This is a genomic window from Bacteroides salyersiae (assembly GCF_031172035.1).
Taxonomy (GTDB): domain Bacteria; phylum Bacteroidota; class Bacteroidia; order Bacteroidales; family Bacteroidaceae; genus Bacteroides; species Bacteroides salyersiae.
In genome coordinates this window covers 2,876,745-2,892,122 of record NZ_CP133452.1, presented here as the reverse complement: position 1 = coordinate 2,892,122, position 15,378 = coordinate 2,876,745, and the positions used below count along the sequence as shown (strand labels likewise).

Sequence of the window (15,378 nt, the reverse complement as noted above, 5' to 3'; positions counted from 1 at the left end):
TTTGTAATCATCACTAATTACCATCAAAAAGTTATTCATCAGTTAAATTTTGGTGAATGATTCCACCATTGAAACACCTGTTTCCTTTGCCGTCGAACAATTAAAAACGATTGGCGTATGCAAAAAGAAACAGTAACATTTGATAAGCTACCCGAGGCGGTAGGTTATCTGACCGAACAGGTCATCGAGTTGAAAAAGATGGTAGCGGAACTCCAACCACAGCCATCCGACAAACATGTATTGGTGGAAATCGAGGATGCTTGCCGTATCATCCGTAAAGCCAAGCCTACCATATATACATTGGTGCGCAAAGGACTACTTCCGTCTTATAAGAAGGGGAAGAAACTCTATTTCTACGAGGACGAGCTTCTTGCTTGGATTGAGAACGGACGGAGAAAGACTGCCGAGCAGACATACGAGGAGATGCTTGCCAATATGCAGAGTGGTGTACGCCATAAGCCCAAATCATTAGTGCAATTTTAATAGGTTGGGCTATGGATACATATTCTATTAATCCGGCATCCATCATTGATGAAGCGATTGATTTAAGCACAAGATTGTCTGGTACGGCATTCCCCATCAGTATATTCCCTGCAAAAATCCAACGCATCATCCGTGAGGTACACGAATGCCATAACTACCCTACCGACTACATTGCCGCAGCCATCCTCACGGCAATAGCAGTCGGCATAGGCAACACACACCTTGCCCAAATCAAGCAAGGCTGGCTGGAAAGCCCCATCCTGTATATGGCATTGATTGGAAGACCGGGAGCGAACAAAAGCCATCCGCTCAGCTTTGCAATGAAGCCGTTTCTTGATTATGACTACCGACAGAATCAGGAATTTGAAAAGGCTCTTGCCAAATACGATGAACTGATGAGCATGAGCCGCAAGGAACGTGCGGAAAGCGGTGAAGAACAATTTCCACAAGAGCCTATCCGCAAACGCTTCTTGGTTTCGGATGTAACTCCCGAAGGGTTAAGCCTCATTCATGCGCAAAACAAACGTGGGTTATGCCTGTGGGCTGATGAATTATCCGCATGGTTCAAGAACTTCAACCGCTATAACAACGGTTCGGAAGAACAGTTCTGGCTCTCTGTGTTCAGTGCCAAGACCACTATGTCCGACCGTAAGAATGCCAAGAGTTCCATCTTCATCAAGCGTCCGTATATATCGGTCATTGGTACTATCCAAAAGAAAATCTTGAACGAGTTGGCTAAAGGTGAACGCTCCAGTAACGGATTTATCGACCGCATTCTGTTTGTAATGCCTAATCTGCAACAGAAGGCACGGTGGAATGACAAAGAACTGCCGGAAGATATAGAGCAAGAATGGAATGCTATCATTGACAGGCTGATACAATCAGAGTGCCACCTCAATGAAGACAGCGAAATTGAACCGCAAACTCTCTTCTTCTCAGAGGATGCCAAGAAACGGCTTTACGAATGGCAGCACCATTTTTCAGAATTGTGCGACCGGGAAACAAACGACACCATTGTAAGTATCTATTGCAAGCTGGAGATATACATCATTCGCTTCTGTCTGATTATCCAACTGGCACGATGGACTTGCGGAGAGTGCGACAAGACGTGTATCGACCTGCTGACGGTGGAGAGAGCCATTAAACTGACAGAATATTTCAAGGAATCCGCATTGAGCGTGCAAAATATTCTGAATGAGAATGCCCTCAACAGTCAGCAACAGGCGATAGTCAATCTGCTGCCTCCTTCCTTTACAACTGCCCAAGCTATACAGATAGCCGAAAAAAACGGAATGAAGGAGCGAACATTTCAACGCTTTCTCAATGACAATATCGGGACTCTGTTCTGCAAAAAGAAGCATGGAGAATATTCAAAGATTAACCCATGACATTTTTGTCGGTTTTGGCACTTTCCAAGAGAAAACGACAATAACGACAAAAGTGACACATAAAACAAGAAACAAACAATGAGTACACATAGATTCATATTAGAACCCTACAAAGGTGTCAGTACCCGGCATACTTGCCCAAACTGCCACTGTAAAAGATGTTTTTCCAAGTACATTGATACGGAGAAACGAATCAAGTTACCCGATTACGTGGGTCGTTGTGACCATGAACAGAAATGCGGTTATCACTTCACGCCTCGTGATTACTTTGAACGGAATCCGTCTGAGAAGGAGAAGTTATCCGAGGATACCTTTCGGAGTTATACGACTATAAAAGAAGTCGAACCGAAAGCCACTTCCTACATTGATTTGGATATAGTCAATCAGTCGTTGCAACGCTATCCCGACAACAAACTGTTCCAATTCTTATCGGCTCAATTTGGAGAAGCGGAGACATTGAAACTGATGGAGAAATACAAAGTCGGCACTTCCAAGCATTGGGACGGTGCAACCGTATTTTGGCAAATGGATTACCAGAACAGAGTTCGCACAGGTAAGATAATGCTTTACAATCCAACGACAGGCAAGCGGATAAAAGAGCCGTACAATCACGTCACGTGGGTACACTCCATACTGCACAAGGATGGCTATAATCTGAAACAATGTTTCTTCGGTGAGCATCTGCTTATAGAAGACAAAAGCCGTCCTGTTGCACTGGTCGAAAGCGAGAAAACGGCACTCATTGCATCCTACTACCTACCCCAATTCCTATGGATTGCATCGGGTGGAAAGAACGGTTGTTTCAATACCAACAGCCTATCCGTTCTGGCTGGAAGAAGCGTTGTGTTATTCCCCGATTTGGGAGCGACTGACTATTGGCAGAGCAAAATCGGGTTGATGAAAAGCTATGGAATTGATGTACAACTGTTCGATTATCTAGAAGCCAAAGCAACTGAGAACGAACGTAAAGAGGGTTACGACATCGCCGATTATCTGTTAAAAGTACGCCCCGATGAAGCCATACTCCAGCAGATGATTAAGAGGAATCCGAACTTGAAAATACTGATAGAGATATTCGATTTGAAGCTCATCAGCGTACAACGAGATATCCCTCAACCGAAGCTTTCACCGCCCAAGAAACGAGGATTCAAACTTTGAGCAAAGGGAGAGGAATCGAGACTTTTTTACTGTAGCAAGTTAATGTCGGTGTATTACATTTCCCGACCACTTACTCCTCAAAAAGTCTGAGGAGGCGGCTCCCGATGGTCACAAATTATTCACTAAAAGCTATTCAAAATGGAAAAGAAACATACGATAACACTCCGTCTGTCTTACGACCAATTCGCATGGCTCGGTGCGCTTTGCAGACGGAGCAAACAGACCCAAAGCGCAGTCATCCGTTCGCTCATTGAGAACGGAACAGTACGTGAACGAATCACGAAAGAGCATATCCACATCATCCGTCAGTTGATAGGTGAAAGCACCAATCTTAACCAATTGGCGAAGCAGGCAAACACCTACGGATTCTTTGCTGTTGCCAAAAGATGCGAAGAGATGGCGCAGCGTATTAATCAACTCATAAAGCGACTGAAAGATGATAGGTAAACAGACAAAAGGAACATCGTTCGGTGGCTGTGTTCGCTATGTCCTGAAAGAGGAGAAATCCAAACTGTTGGAAGCTGTCGGAGTGGATGGCTCACCCGAACAGATGGCGGAGCAATTTGAATTACAAGCATTGCTCAATGACAAGGTAAAGAATATTGTCGGACACACCTCGCTCAACTTCTCTCCTGAAGATGGCGAACGCCTGAAGTCTGATGATGCGTTGATGTTGCAAATCGCCCACGACTACATGAAACTGATGGGCATCGAAAACACGCAGTACATCATCGCCCGGCATATTGACCGTGAACATCCGCATTGTCACATCGTTTTTAATCGGGTGGACAATGACGGTAAAACGATTAGCGACAAGAACGACTTCCGCAGAAATGAAAAGGCGTGTAAGATGCTGACGGCAAAATACCGCTTGCACTTTGCCAACGGCAAAGACCATATTAAGGAGGAACGCTTGCGCCCATACGACCGGGCAAAGCATGAGATATACAAGGCGTTGAAAAAGGAATTGCCCAAAGCTCAAAGTTGGGATGAACTGAAAGAAGCCCTTGCCGACCGTGACATTGATATGAAATTCAAAGTCAGCCGGACTACAAGAGAAATACAGGGTGTCAAGTTTGAGTACAACGGTTTTTCTTTCTCTGGTTCAAAAGTCAGTAGGGAGTTCAGCTACTTGAATATCGACAACCGATTGGGACAGAATGCTTGCGCATCCTTATTGGAGTTAACCCAACAGGAACCCAGACAACAGAAAGAAGAGATGCAGCAAAGCGTTTCTCATTCCGACGATAGCTTTGGCTTAAGTCTCGGTTTGCTAAACGGGAACTCATCCTATGATGCCACTGCCGCAGAAGAAGCCGAGTTCAATCGCCTGATGAAAAAGAAAAAGGCTAAGCGCAAGCGAGGCTTTCATTTATAATTCACCATTTATTAACTTTTTAAACTCAATTAATTTTGTTACAAAACGATTTGATTCTTGATTTTAATCTCTACTTGTGTGAGAAGTTCGGCTACAGAAACAGTTGTAGCGTGATGCAAAATGCCAATGGCTTTTGTGTGAATATCCGTGAGCGTGATTTGGACTGCTACATCCGCTTCTGGGAGTACAGCGAAGGAAGAGGCAACTTCCCCGACTGGTCTATCATCATTGTGCGCAGTAACTTCAAAAAGAACCAAGCCGAAAGCCTGAAAGACTTGGCTCGATTCTTCAAGGAATACATGCCTCGATATGGTTACAGATACCTCTGTACCGAAGGTGATGACTACAAGTATTATCAGACTCTTGGTTTGAAACTTATCCATAGAGACCTGTTCGGTCAAGAAAATTATGGATTAGCAATGAAAGATTTGAATGTCTGATACTTGGTTTTGAGTTAAGGAGGGGATTTTTCCTCTCCTTTTCTCTTTATATACCGATAAATCAGAATTTAGAGGCGATGGCGAAGCTACTCTATGATTATTGGTTCGTGCAGTTTGATTTTCCAAATGAGAACGGAAAACCATATAAGTCAAGCGGTGGCAAAATGGTGTGGAACAAAAAGATTAAGAGAGAAATACCCGAAGGCTGGAAAGAAGTTACACTTAATGCCTTTATAGATAAAAATAAAGCTGGAGATTGGGGCTATGATATTCCAAAAGATGGAACAATCAAAGTCGGTTGTGTACGTGGCGCAGATATTATTAAGTTAAATGATGTGCCCACAAGATATATTACATCGAAACATTCTGACCGACTTTTAGAAGATGGTGATATTGTGATTGAAATTTCTGGAGGAAGCCCAGTTCAAGCGACAGGTAGAGTAGCTTTGATAACAAACGGAGTTATAGGAAGAAATGGAGGCGCTTTGGTATGTTCTAATTTCTGCCAGTCATTCAATATGAAGAAACGAGAGTTTTCTGAGTACTTCTATTATCTATGGCAAAACCTTTATGATAATGGTAATATGTTCAATTTTGAGGGGAAAACATCTGGTATTAAGAACTTTCAAACAGATGTATTTTTGGCAAATCATTGGTTTGAAGTTCCAAAACAATTAATTGAAACATTTCATACTATTGTTGCGCAATACCACTTAATGATTGACCAGAATATAATTGAGAATAATAACTTGACTAAGCAGCGCGACGAACTCCTACCACTTCTGATGAATGGTCAAGTGTCGGTAAATTCTGATTTAGCAGTCTCTTATATTATATATAAGGATAAAATTATCAGAATTATGAAAGAGAACATCATTCAGGCGATAGTTGCGAAAATGCAGCGTGACTTGGATTGCCGACAAATAGCACGGCTTAAAGCTGTGCTTGCATCAGAACTGCATAATGTAGAAATCATTGAAAAGAGCGATTGTGCCAAACAACAAGCGCAAGAGAATGAACATCTTCTTAACTCCTTTATATCAGCCAAAAAGATAGAGGGATGTTCGGATAAGACATTAGCATACTATCGCAATACCATTGAGCGATTGTTGGTTACACTCTCTTTGGCTATTTGCCACATCAGTACAACGGACATTCGTACCTATCTATCCGATTATCAAGAAGAACATCAATCAAGCAAAGTAACCATTGACAATATGAGGCGCATCTTCTCCAGCTTCTTTGCTTGGCTTGAAGATGAAGATTATATCGCCAAAAGCCCGGTCAGACGAATTCACAAGGTAAAGACGGATTCGCTTGTAAAAGAGGTACTTTCTGACGAGCAATTAGAGCAGCTTCGTGACTGTTGCACCAACAAGAGAGACCTTGCCATTATAGACATTCTTGCATCCACAGGCATTCGTGTGGGTGAGTTGGTTAAACTGAACCGTGAGGATATAGATTTTCATGAGCGGCAGTGTGTGGTATTCGGCAAAGGTAATAAGGAGCGTGTAGTTTACTTCAACGCCCGTACAAAACTACATTTGCAACAATATCTTAATGAGCGAACAGATGATAATCCAGCTTTATTTGTTTCCCTCAATTCGCCACATTCACGACTGACTATCAGCGGTGTGGAAGTTAGAATCCGAAAGTTAGGCCAATCCCTTTCTATGCCTAAAGTTCATCCTCACAAGTTCCGTCGAACCCTTGCAACAATGGCTATCGACAAAGGTATGCCCATCGAACAGGTACAGCGACTACTTGGTCATGTACGCATTGACACCACATTGCATTATGCTATTGTGAATCAAAACAATGTAAAGTTGGCTCATAAGAAGTATTTGGGATAACTGAATCACAAGAATCTGCCTAAAAATGCGTAACTTTGCCCCTCAAATGGAAAAAGATATGCAATCTTACAGGCTTTCAGATTTAGTAAAAATAAAAAATGGCAAAGACCACAAAATGCTTTCAAACGGGAAATACCCTGTTCTTGGAAGTGGGGGCATTATGCGCTATGTTGACAAATTTCTTTACGATAAGCCAAGTGTCTTGTTACCTCGTAAGGGTACATTGGATAATATCCAATATTGCGATATGCCATTTTGGACTGTAGATACACTATATTACACTGAAGTGAATACAAACTTAGCAAATCCGTATTATTTGTATCGATATTTGTCTCTATTGGATTTGAGCAACTTAGATTCGGGAACCGGAGTTCCGAGTATGACATTTGACAACTATTACGGACTAAAAATTTTCTTGCCAAATATTGAAAAACAAACAAAAATTGCCCAAATTCTCCAAACACTTGACAAGAAAATCACTATCAATCGTCAGATAAATCAGAATTTACCGACACCTGACCATTCATCAGAAGTGGTAGAAGCTCGTCACGTTGCTTAGTAAGGTATTCGTTTTCTTTTTGAATTTCAAACTGTTTGTTATTAAGAGCAGACACTCGCTCTTCCCATAAATCCAAGATTGCATCACTTGGCTTTAGAATTGGAAATTTCAGCACATCTTCACGAGAAACCTCTTTGAATGTTGTTCCAGTGCCTAGTTGTTCTATCTGCTTGATGTGAATGTTTAGATAATAATACAGGTATGTTGATATATTTTCCGCTTGGGGAACAAAGCTCTTGAATCCTTGATTGGTACACAACTCAGTCTTAGCAATAGATAACAGACCTATTGGCGCACGGCTTGACATCAATATTGTATTTGGAGGCAATAAATGAGTACTGCAAGAATTATATCCGGCTTGCGAAATATTGCGTTCTCCTTGATATACAAATTTTTGTTTCTGGTCAGATAAATCTTTCGGAGTAATCCAAACAATATCTCCTCCATAATTTTGTTCATTAACAGTTGAAGGGGTTGCACCATTATAAACATCAGCAATATCTTCTATCGCTTTGGTTTTCCATGACGCAGGAATATCACGCTTTAATTTCTCATTCCAAACCATTTCCCCACCGCTTGACTTGTACGGTTTGCCCTCTTCATTTGGAAAATCAAACTGTACAAACCAATAATCATAGAGTAGCTTCGCCATCGCCTCTAAATTCTGATTTATCGCTCGATTAAGTTCAATTTTACGGTCAATATTGGATAATACTAATGCAATCCGTTTTTGGCAAACAACTTCTTTGTGAAATGGAACAACCAAAGAATGAACTACTTTTCTATCAAGAGAGGGAACTACACTACTTCCTTTTACGAACATTTCATCCAAATGAAGATTCTTAAGGAAGTAGTACAGATATTGGGGATTATTCCCTTTAAAATCTTTTACAAACAAGGCTGTATTATGCGCCCAAGTGGGTTGTTCATAATAATGAACCTTTCCCACACTGCCGCTCCGTCCTACTGTAATGCATGGATGATTACCGCGTATTTCGTTATGATAACCTATTATACCATTCGATCCTGCTACAAGCACATTTCCCGCTTTCTGTTGGGAAGATGGTAAATCATATCCCCTTTGCAACTCAAGTATTTCTCCCAGTTTATATCTTTTCAATTCCATTACTCCAATCCTATTACTTATCCAACATTCCTTTAATCTGTTTATCAAAATCAGAATCAATACGTTGGGTTCTATTAAAAATGTCGTATTCGCTTTCAGCCTTTGCCTTGGCTTGTGCCGCAGAAATGCGTCCTTTGTCCGGTAATATCTGATATTTGCGGAAGGTCAAGAACTCGTTGACGCTGGCTGCAAACTGCTCCATATTGAACGTATTTTCTCGCTCTATGAGGTCTTCAATATAATCGAAATATCCCGTAACGGCACGCTCTAACCTACGAATTTCATTTTCCTGCAAATAGTTCTTAGCTATTGAGACATCCGATTTCAAGATACGACCATCAGGTGCATTTTTCCATGTGGTCAGCCCCATGTGGTCTTTTCTATGGTCAGCCTTAGTGTAGATAATTTCTGCAGCTGTCTGCCCTGTAATGGCATAATGAAAACGGTTCTGTATCATGGCATAGAAATCGTGTGTTGTAGTCGAGTTCTTGTCGTAGTCGATACTACACTCTGCATATATGTCGGTAATCTGCTGCCAGATACGCCGTTCACTGGCACGGATAGAGCGTACCCTTTCAAGCAATTCTCGGAAATAGTCTTTCCCGAATACTGCCGTTCCCTGTTTTAAGCGTTCATCGTCAAGTACAAAGCCCTTCTTGATATACTCGTTGAGAATCTTGGTCGCCCACTGGCGAAACTTGGTAGCTTTGGGTGAAGAAACACGATAGCCAACTGCGATAATCATATCAAGATTATAGAAATCTACCAACTCTTCAACCTCACCTCGTATGCCTCGATTTACGACAGTTGCAATTTTTGCAACTGTCGTGTCTTGCCGTAGTTCTTCATCCTTGAAGATATTAGCTATATGTCGGCTGATACCCGATTTGTCAATGCCAAAAAGCTCTGCCATAGCCTTTTGCGTACACCAAATGGTCTCGTCTTTTATTACCACCTGCACCTTACCCTCTTTATCGGGAAGGCTGTATAGCAAAAACTGGATTTCATTACTCATTGTTGCCTACATTTGCGTTGAACTGCAAAGCATCCAACTGTTTCATTATTTCCTCTTCCAAACGATGGCTCTCTGCAAATTGCTCGAAAAGGATTTGCTTGTAGTCCGCCATTCGGGAATTAAACTCTTCTTCCGTTATATCTACATAATCAATCTTGATGTCGAAATATTGCCCGGCTGAGAGAGAATATCCCTTTTCCTTTATTTCATCGTAAGTAACAGCTACAGAGAAATTTTCTACAGCTTCTTTGTTGCGGAACGTATTGACTATTAAGTCTATCTCCTTATCACGTAAACGTCGTTTCTGGTTATTGCCTTCTTTATATTCTTCACCTAATTTGCTTGCATCAATCAAAATTACTTTATCTGCTGTTGCCGACTTATCAAAGAATATAACGGAAACATTTGTTCCTGTAGTGGCAAACACATTGCTTGGCATAGATACACAGCCATAAACCCAATGTTCATCTACCACACGTTGTAAGATTTTCTTTTCAACACCACTTTTGGCTGTAATAAATCCTGTAGGAATGACTATTGCACCTTTCCCTGTTGTCTTTAGCGAATTTAAGACGTGCTGGATGAAACAGGTGTAAATCGCCATTTTAGGTTTCATCGGATCTACTTTTTTAACCGCATTCGGAACTCCTGCCCAAAAACGAATCGTATCAGCAGCCAATGTATCACGATACTCAGGAAAATCAAGTTTAAATGGAGGATTTGAAACGATAAAATCAAATTTCTTTAATGCGCCATTTGATTCAGTGTGCGATGGTTCTGTCAATGTATTGCCCTGTACAACATTTGGCAGAGAAGCAGACAAACTATTTAAAATAAGGTTCAGACGCAACATTTCGCTCGACTTCTCTGATATATCCTGACTGAAAATCGAGCATCTATCCTCTCCTATCTGATGAGCAAGAGCCATGAGCAATGTACCTGTTCCAGCCGATGGGTCGTAACAAGTCACACCTCGTAAATCCGCATTGTCCCCTACCAATAATCTCGCCATAACTTGTGCTATGGCACGTGGTGTATAATATTCGGCATATTTGCCACCTCCGGCATTATTAAATCCTTTCAGCAAATGCTCGAATATTCTTGAAAAAAAGTCATACTTCTCGATAAATACGTGTTCGAAATTGAATGAGGCGACATTGCGCATCAGCGATTTTGCAAATTCATCACGCTTTTGTGTATCAGTTACAAATGTTGTTATGGCACTAAAGATATTTACCTTACTTTTCCCGGAAGTTGTTACAGAAAAAGTATCGGCATTGATATTGGCTATATCTATTAATATAGCATCCAACAATGTAGAGAAATCTCCCTTCCCTGTGGAATTATATAGATGTGACAACGTATGTTCCGGTTTAAGTCTCGGCACAGAAGCTGGCAAATAACTGAAAAGGTCTTCTACCTCATCATCCGTAAATGTATCATATTCGGCATCCCACTTTTCTGCTTTGCTTAGCCGTTCACCGTACATTTTATCTCGTTTAGCTTCATAGCCGAACTTATCATTAAAGAACTTGTACAGAAACATTTCCGTGACGATTTTATACTCGCTTCCTGTTCCTGCCAAGCCAAACGCTCCAGTTGTACTTTTCAAAGAATCAATCAGGGCTATCGTTGATTCTGTTATATTTATATCGCTCATAATCAATATGCAAAATTACGTTGTTGGAAATATTCCGTTGTTATAAGATTGTTGATATATTTACGGTCTGTCAAATTTGCCTTGATTCCAAGGTCTATTAATTTATGACCAATAATAGCCAATACATCACGCTTAAAGGCATCTTCATTATCCAAAATATTGATATTCAGGAATAACATATTGTCTATTTGAGACTTCATCTGTGACAGATTCTCGGCTATTTCATATTCGTGTGCAGAAATAATCGGCTGTTCACGTTTTTGATTTTCCTCCTCAATCCGCTTGTGAATACGAACAAAACGCTCATCACCCTTATATTTTTTCTTCAAGATATTATTCCGTCTGTTTATTTCCCGAATCTTTTTCATTACATTATCCATGTAATCAATGCTGTCTTTTGCATCTTGAGTGTTTTGCGGAACAAAACCTTTTTTACGGAAATATGCCCGGAACTCATCTGCAAGGATTACATATTTTTCTTCATTCCTATCAAAATTGGCTTCAAATTCGGCTTGTACCTTTTCGCAACGCTCACGAATGTCATTGACAACAATTCTTAGTTCTTCAGACATTCCCTTTTTGAACTCAAACTCCAATTCTGACAGAGCCACATTGATTATTCCGGAAACATCTGCCTTATGCTCTGTACTTTCAAACAGATTCATCCTCTCAATACGATGTGTAACCTCTGTAATCAAAGTAGGGATGCCACCAAAAGCCAAAGACTCTATTTTTTCTTTCAATTCATCATCGCCAAAAGCTCTGACTTGATTCAGAATAGCTTTGGCATCATTCAATACCGACCGTAATTCATAGAGTCTATCTTTATCCTCTATTTCATCAATTTCCTGTCTGAACTCTTCCGGATTATCGCAAGTGAAATTAAAGAGAACACTCTTGATTCCTTTCATTTTCGCTATTATCTCTTCCTTATCTTCGATAACAGCATTGCCAACAGGCTCATCCTGTTTGGTCTCCTTAATATCAGCTGTACGGTTTAATTCTCTCAGGTAGCGGTCATTTGTCGAATCAAAATTTTCTTTTATATCTACAAAATCAACTACATAGCCATATTTAAAATCTTTATACGGACGATTTACACGAGTCAGTGCCTGTAACAAATCATGACCGTCAAGACTACGTCCCAAATATAGTTTTTTCAATCTGGGAGCATCAAATCCAGTAAGCAACATTTGATTGACAATCAGTACATCTACAGTCTGCTGCTTCTTATATTCTTCAATGTATGCTTTTCGTTCTAATTTGTCTCCCTCATCATGCAATATCAGAGAGGCACGCAATGGTTTGGCATGACCATACGAAACCATTGGCTCTGCCACCATTCCCAACTGCTCTTCCCATTTATCCTCAATCTGCTGTGCGAATCTGAAACGCTGCTGCCATAAACGGAACATTTCACGAGCCTGTGGATTGGTTTTGCACACAATCATTGCACCGATGGAATCATCTGCTTGTTCTTTTCTGAATCTGCGCAAATCAGAAATAATATAATCAAGCAAAGCGTTCAGATAACTTTCATGCTCAATTATTTTATTCTTGTCTATATCGCTTTTCTTGACTTCTACGTTTCCTGCCAATTTATCAAGAATACTCTCAATACGCTCTTTATATATGGTTTCTATCGGTTCACGCATCAGTTTTAACGTGTAACCATCCGCTATCGATTTGTCATAATAGTAGGTATCAATATAATCGCCGAAAACACGCCAAGATTCTTTTTCTTCCCTCAACAAAGGAGTTCCTGTCAATGCAATTTTTACAGCATCCTTATCCGCTTCTAAAAGATTAGCGAGAAAACTACCCTGTGGGCTATATCCTCTATGCGCTTCATCTATAAAAAATACACGCTGGAGATTAGTGTTATAGCCAGACTCTATCTGTATTTTAGTGGAGTCTTCCTTAAATTTCTGTATGTTTACAACCATTATTTCCGCTTTACCTTCACTGTTCACTACAGGGGTGGTATCACGGATGTCTTTCATTAAATCATCTCTGCTATTAACTGTCCTTACAACCAAACCACGTGCAACAAACTCATCGCTCGCTTGCTCCATCAGCGCAATACGATCTACTATAAAATAGAATTTAACAGCTGTCTCACGTTTTGCATAATAATCGGTCAGACTACGAACTGAATAATACGCCAATGCCGTCTTGCCACTGCCTTGCGTATGCCAAATTATTCCACTCTTGACACCTTTAGATAGTTTCTTGCGAATAGCCAATGAAGCGAACAATTGCTGATAGCGCATCACATGTTTTTCGAGAGTTGTGATTTTACTGCCATCTTCCAACTCTACAGTTCGGTTGACATACGCAAAGCCATATCTTAACAGAAACAAGAACCTCTCCCGGCAAAGCATTGATGTCAAGACACGATTCGTAGGAGTATCTACCTTTTTATTTGTTTCATAATCTGGCAGGTTTTTAATAACTACACAGTTCCTATGTTTGAGAACCTGTTTTTCTGTATCTTCCGTCAACGCTATATATTGATATTTCGACACGAAAGTAGCATCAGCCTCTCTAAACACATTAAAGAAAGCTTTTTCTTTTGATGCACAGCAATAAAACGCCCCTTGGATCGGAACCCTGTTTTCATTATCGTATTCCTGATTATTGGAAAAAATCATCAACTGGGTAAGATTGATAAAGCGACGAAAACTTTTATTCCGCATCCGCTTATTAATTCTATCCCGCTCTGCTAAGATTCCATCGTGATTATTAGGCTTCTTGACTTCGATAAAAGCTAAAGGCAAGCCGTTTATAAAACACGTAATATCTGGACGGAAGCTATCACCGGATTCAACATTTTCGCATGTAAACTCTGTCGTAACGTGCCATTCATTATTGTTCGCATCAGCGAAATCTATCAACTTCACGCCACTATTGGAGGAAAGCATAGTATAGAATTCCTTGCCCAAATCATCGTTATTCAAGATTCCGATAATTTTATCCAGCAACTGGCTGCATTCCAAGTCAGTCAAAGCAGGATTCAGACGTTTTACTGAGCGGATAAAAATATCCGTTAAAATATTCGTCTGGGGATTGTACGATGTTATATCATCCAAATATGTATAACCGAGCTTGCAAAGATGCAATGCAGCCGGGACTTGTACTCGTGTATTCTCCGTAAAGTTTTTCATTGCATTTTACCTTTCCTCTTTATCTGTTATCAAATCCTTTAAATCCACCTGTAAAATCTCAGCAATCCTCTGCAGAGTTTCCAAATTCGGCTGGATTCTATTGCACGCATAAGCATTGACCATGCTGAAACTTTTATCAAGTTGCTTAGCCAACCATGTCTGAGAGATACCTTTATCCGACAAAACAGTCTTTATTTTATTTAGCTTCATTGTTTAATGCGATTTTATAGCGCAAATATAGCGAATTATATTCGATAAACAGGGATTATTTTGTACTTTTGTCCTTCAAATAAAATCAATATGGATACAGTTAGAAAAAGAGGCGAAATAATTAGCATTGAACAGCGTTCGTTGGTATCTCAGAGATATAGACGCATAACAAGAGCGGTTAATTCAGAATTTTGGGGTAGCACTAGCGAAACTGCTCATAGTTTATATGTTGGCTCTTATGGAAGAGGTACTGCTATTGACACAAGTGACATTGATATACTTGTCGAATTACCAAGAGAGGAATATAATAAATATGATGCACTAAGGGGAAATGGTCAGTCCAGATTACTGCAAGCATTGAAGAATGCAATTTTACAAACCTATCCAAGGAGTGATATTCATGGAGATGGGCAAGTCGTAGTAATCAATTTTACTGACGGTATGAAATTCGAGGTACTACCAGCTTTTTGTCAATTAGATTGGCTGGGTAATTGGAATGGGAAATACGACTATCCTGATTCAAATATGGGTGGCAACTGGTTAACAACAGATCCAAAAATTGAACAGCAAGCAATGAAGGAAAGAAATGTAGCAAGCAATGGTTTGTTATTCGACACATGTAAACATATACGAGAAATTCGTGACAACTACTTCAGCAGTTACCATCTTCCTGGCATTGTTATTGACAGTTTTGTTTACCATCATATTTCTGATTGGCACTGGCTAAGAGAAGGAGAACAAAGCTCCAATCAGCCAAGAGGAACTTACGAAAAAAGGCTTTATGATTCATGCCCTGTTTGGAGCTTTAATCTGACAGCTCCAGGAAGCAACATGCCAGTAGATACATATAAATGCATTGATGTATTAATCAAAGTTTTAAAATACATGTCAGAAGATAATGTCATTTAGAAAATATTAACAAAGCATTTAAAGCCTATAAT

General features: G+C 40.2%; 14 protein-coding genes and 2 pseudogenes. 11 read left to right on the top strand and 5 right to left on the bottom strand.

The annotated features are described in order from the left end of the window. Window positions 1–117: 117 nt before the first annotated feature. The 10 genes and pseudogenes from RB604_RS10530 (at window position 118) to RB604_RS10495 (ending at window position 7,259) form a co-directional block, all read left to right on the top strand. A complete protein-coding gene (locus RB604_RS10530; protein WP_149928501.1) occupies window positions 118–483 on the top strand; it encodes a helix-turn-helix domain-containing protein in 366 nt (121 codons plus the stop codon). An 11-nt stretch (window positions 484–494) separates the two neighbouring features. Beyond that, window positions 495–1,871, top strand: coding sequence for a DUF3987 domain-containing protein (locus RB604_RS10525; RefSeq protein WP_270305756.1), 1,377 nt, complete (start codon window positions 495–497; stop codon window positions 1,869–1,871). Window positions 1,872–1,949: 78 nt separating this feature from the next. After that, window positions 1,950–3,029, top strand: a complete 1,080-nt coding sequence (locus tag RB604_RS10520) for a DUF6371 domain-containing protein (protein ID WP_146352613.1) — start codon at window positions 1,950–1,952, stop codon at window positions 3,027–3,029. Between the two features lie 138 nt (window positions 3,030–3,167). Then, a complete protein-coding gene (locus RB604_RS10515; RefSeq protein ID WP_149928505.1) occupies window positions 3,168–3,476 on the top strand; it encodes a MobC family plasmid mobilization relaxosome protein in 309 nt (102 codons plus the stop codon). Continuing rightward, window positions 3,466–4,407 carry a relaxase/mobilization nuclease domain-containing protein gene (locus RB604_RS10510; RefSeq protein ID WP_149928507.1) on the top strand — a complete coding sequence of 314 codons (942 nt, stop codon included), beginning with the start codon at window positions 3,466–3,468 and terminating at the stop codon, window positions 4,405–4,407. The genes RB604_RS10515 and RB604_RS10510 overlap by 11 nt, the downstream gene beginning before the upstream one ends. Before the next feature lie 35 nt (window positions 4,408–4,442). Then, window positions 4,443–4,847, top strand: coding sequence for a hypothetical protein (locus RB604_RS10505; RefSeq protein WP_084824991.1), 405 nt, complete (start codon window positions 4,443–4,445; stop codon window positions 4,845–4,847). 56 nt (window positions 4,848–4,903) lie between these two features. Next, window positions 4,904–5,057, top strand: a pseudogene (locus tag RB604_RS21450) (restriction endonuclease subunit S); the annotation flags it as partial. Window positions 5,058–5,593: 536 nt separating this feature from the next. Continuing rightward, window positions 5,594–5,668 (top strand): annotated as a pseudogene (locus tag RB604_RS21445) (restriction endonuclease subunit S); the annotation flags it as partial. Between the two features lie 39 nt (window positions 5,669–5,707). Beyond that, entirely contained in the window at window positions 5,708–6,700 is a 993-nt protein-coding gene (xerA, locus tag RB604_RS10500; protein WP_032595625.1) for a site-specific tyrosine recombinase/integron integrase, read from the top strand. Between the two features lie 25 nt (window positions 6,701–6,725). After that, window positions 6,726–7,259 carry a restriction endonuclease subunit S gene (locus tag RB604_RS10495; protein ID WP_309004830.1) on the top strand — a complete coding sequence of 178 codons (534 nt, stop codon included), beginning with the start codon at window positions 6,726–6,728 and terminating at the stop codon, window positions 7,257–7,259. On the opposite strand, the gene RB604_RS10490 is transcribed toward RB604_RS10495, so the two are convergent. The 5 genes from RB604_RS10490 to RB604_RS10470 are packed head-to-tail and all read right to left on the bottom strand — an operon-like array spanning window position 7,183 to window position 14,437. After that, complete coding sequence (locus RB604_RS10490; RefSeq protein ID WP_309004828.1) at window positions 7,183–8,385, bottom strand: restriction endonuclease subunit S; 1,203 nt, start codon at window positions 8,383–8,385, stop codon at window positions 7,183–7,185. The two genes, RB604_RS10495 and RB604_RS10490, sit on opposite strands and share 77 nt — an antisense overlap. A gap of 13 nt (window positions 8,386–8,398) precedes the next feature. Continuing rightward, complete coding sequence (locus tag RB604_RS10485; protein WP_195380719.1) at window positions 8,399–9,400, bottom strand: virulence RhuM family protein; 1,002 nt, start codon at window positions 9,398–9,400, stop codon at window positions 8,399–8,401. Then, window positions 9,393–11,060, bottom strand: coding sequence for an HsdM family class I SAM-dependent methyltransferase (locus RB604_RS10480; RefSeq protein ID WP_195380718.1), 1,668 nt, complete (start codon window positions 11,058–11,060; stop codon window positions 9,393–9,395). The genes RB604_RS10485 and RB604_RS10480 overlap by 8 nt, the downstream gene beginning before the upstream one ends. A 2-nt stretch (window positions 11,061–11,062) precedes the next feature. After that, window positions 11,063–14,227 (bottom strand): type I restriction endonuclease, encoded by a 3,165-nt coding sequence (locus RB604_RS10475; protein WP_121736964.1) that lies wholly within the window; start codon window positions 14,225–14,227, stop codon window positions 11,063–11,065. A gap of 6 nt (window positions 14,228–14,233) precedes the next feature. Next, window positions 14,234–14,437 (bottom strand): helix-turn-helix domain-containing protein, encoded by a 204-nt coding sequence (locus tag RB604_RS10470; protein WP_005859081.1) that lies wholly within the window; start codon window positions 14,435–14,437, stop codon window positions 14,234–14,236. Between the two features lie 90 nt (window positions 14,438–14,527). Here RB604_RS10470 and RB604_RS10465 point away from each other — a divergent pair, with 90 nt between their 5' ends. Beyond that, complete coding sequence (locus RB604_RS10465) at window positions 14,528–15,346, top strand: SMODS domain-containing nucleotidyltransferase (protein WP_195380717.1); 819 nt, start codon at window positions 14,528–14,530, stop codon at window positions 15,344–15,346. The last annotated feature ends 32 nt before the right edge of the window (window positions 15,347–15,378 follow it).

Excerpts from the sequence above, each read along its gene's own strand:
- RB604_RS10530 (WP_149928501.1), top strand. The coding sequence starts at position 118 with ATGCAAAAAGAAACAGTAACATTTGATAAGCTACCCGAGGCGGTAGGT.
- RB604_RS10525 (WP_270305756.1), top strand. The coding sequence starts at position 495 with ATGGATACATATTCTATTAATCCGGCATCCATCATTGATGAAGCGATT.
- RB604_RS10520 (WP_146352613.1), top strand. The coding sequence starts at position 1,950 with ATGAGTACACATAGATTCATATTAGAACCCTACAAAGGTGTCAGTACC.
- RB604_RS10515 (WP_149928505.1), top strand. The coding sequence starts at position 3,168 with ATGGAAAAGAAACATACGATAACACTCCGTCTGTCTTACGACCAATTC.
- RB604_RS10510 (WP_149928507.1), top strand. The coding sequence starts at position 3,466 with ATGATAGGTAAACAGACAAAAGGAACATCGTTCGGTGGCTGTGTTCGC.
- xerA (WP_032595625.1), top strand. The coding sequence starts at position 5,708 with ATGAAAGAGAACATCATTCAGGCGATAGTTGCGAAAATGCAGCGTGAC.
- RB604_RS10495 (WP_309004830.1), top strand. The coding sequence starts at position 6,726 with ATGCGTAACTTTGCCCCTCAAATGGAAAAAGATATGCAATCTTACAGG.
- RB604_RS10490 (WP_309004828.1), bottom strand. The coding sequence starts at position 8,385 with ATGGAATTGAAAAGATATAAACTGGGAGAAATACTTGAGTTGCAAAGG.
- RB604_RS10485 (WP_195380719.1), bottom strand. The coding sequence starts at position 9,400 with ATGAGTAATGAAATCCAGTTTTTGCTATACAGCCTTCCCGATAAAGAG.
- RB604_RS10480 (WP_195380718.1), bottom strand. The coding sequence starts at position 11,060 with ATGAGCGATATAAATATAACAGAATCAACGATAGCCCTGATTGATTCT.
- RB604_RS10475 (WP_121736964.1), bottom strand. The coding sequence starts at position 14,227 with ATGAAAAACTTTACGGAGAATACACGAGTACAAGTCCCGGCTGCATTG.
- RB604_RS10470 (WP_005859081.1), bottom strand. The coding sequence starts at position 14,437 with ATGAAGCTAAATAAAATAAAGACTGTTTTGTCGGATAAAGGTATCTCT.
- RB604_RS10465 (WP_195380717.1), top strand. The coding sequence starts at position 14,528 with ATGGATACAGTTAGAAAAAGAGGCGAAATAATTAGCATTGAACAGCGT.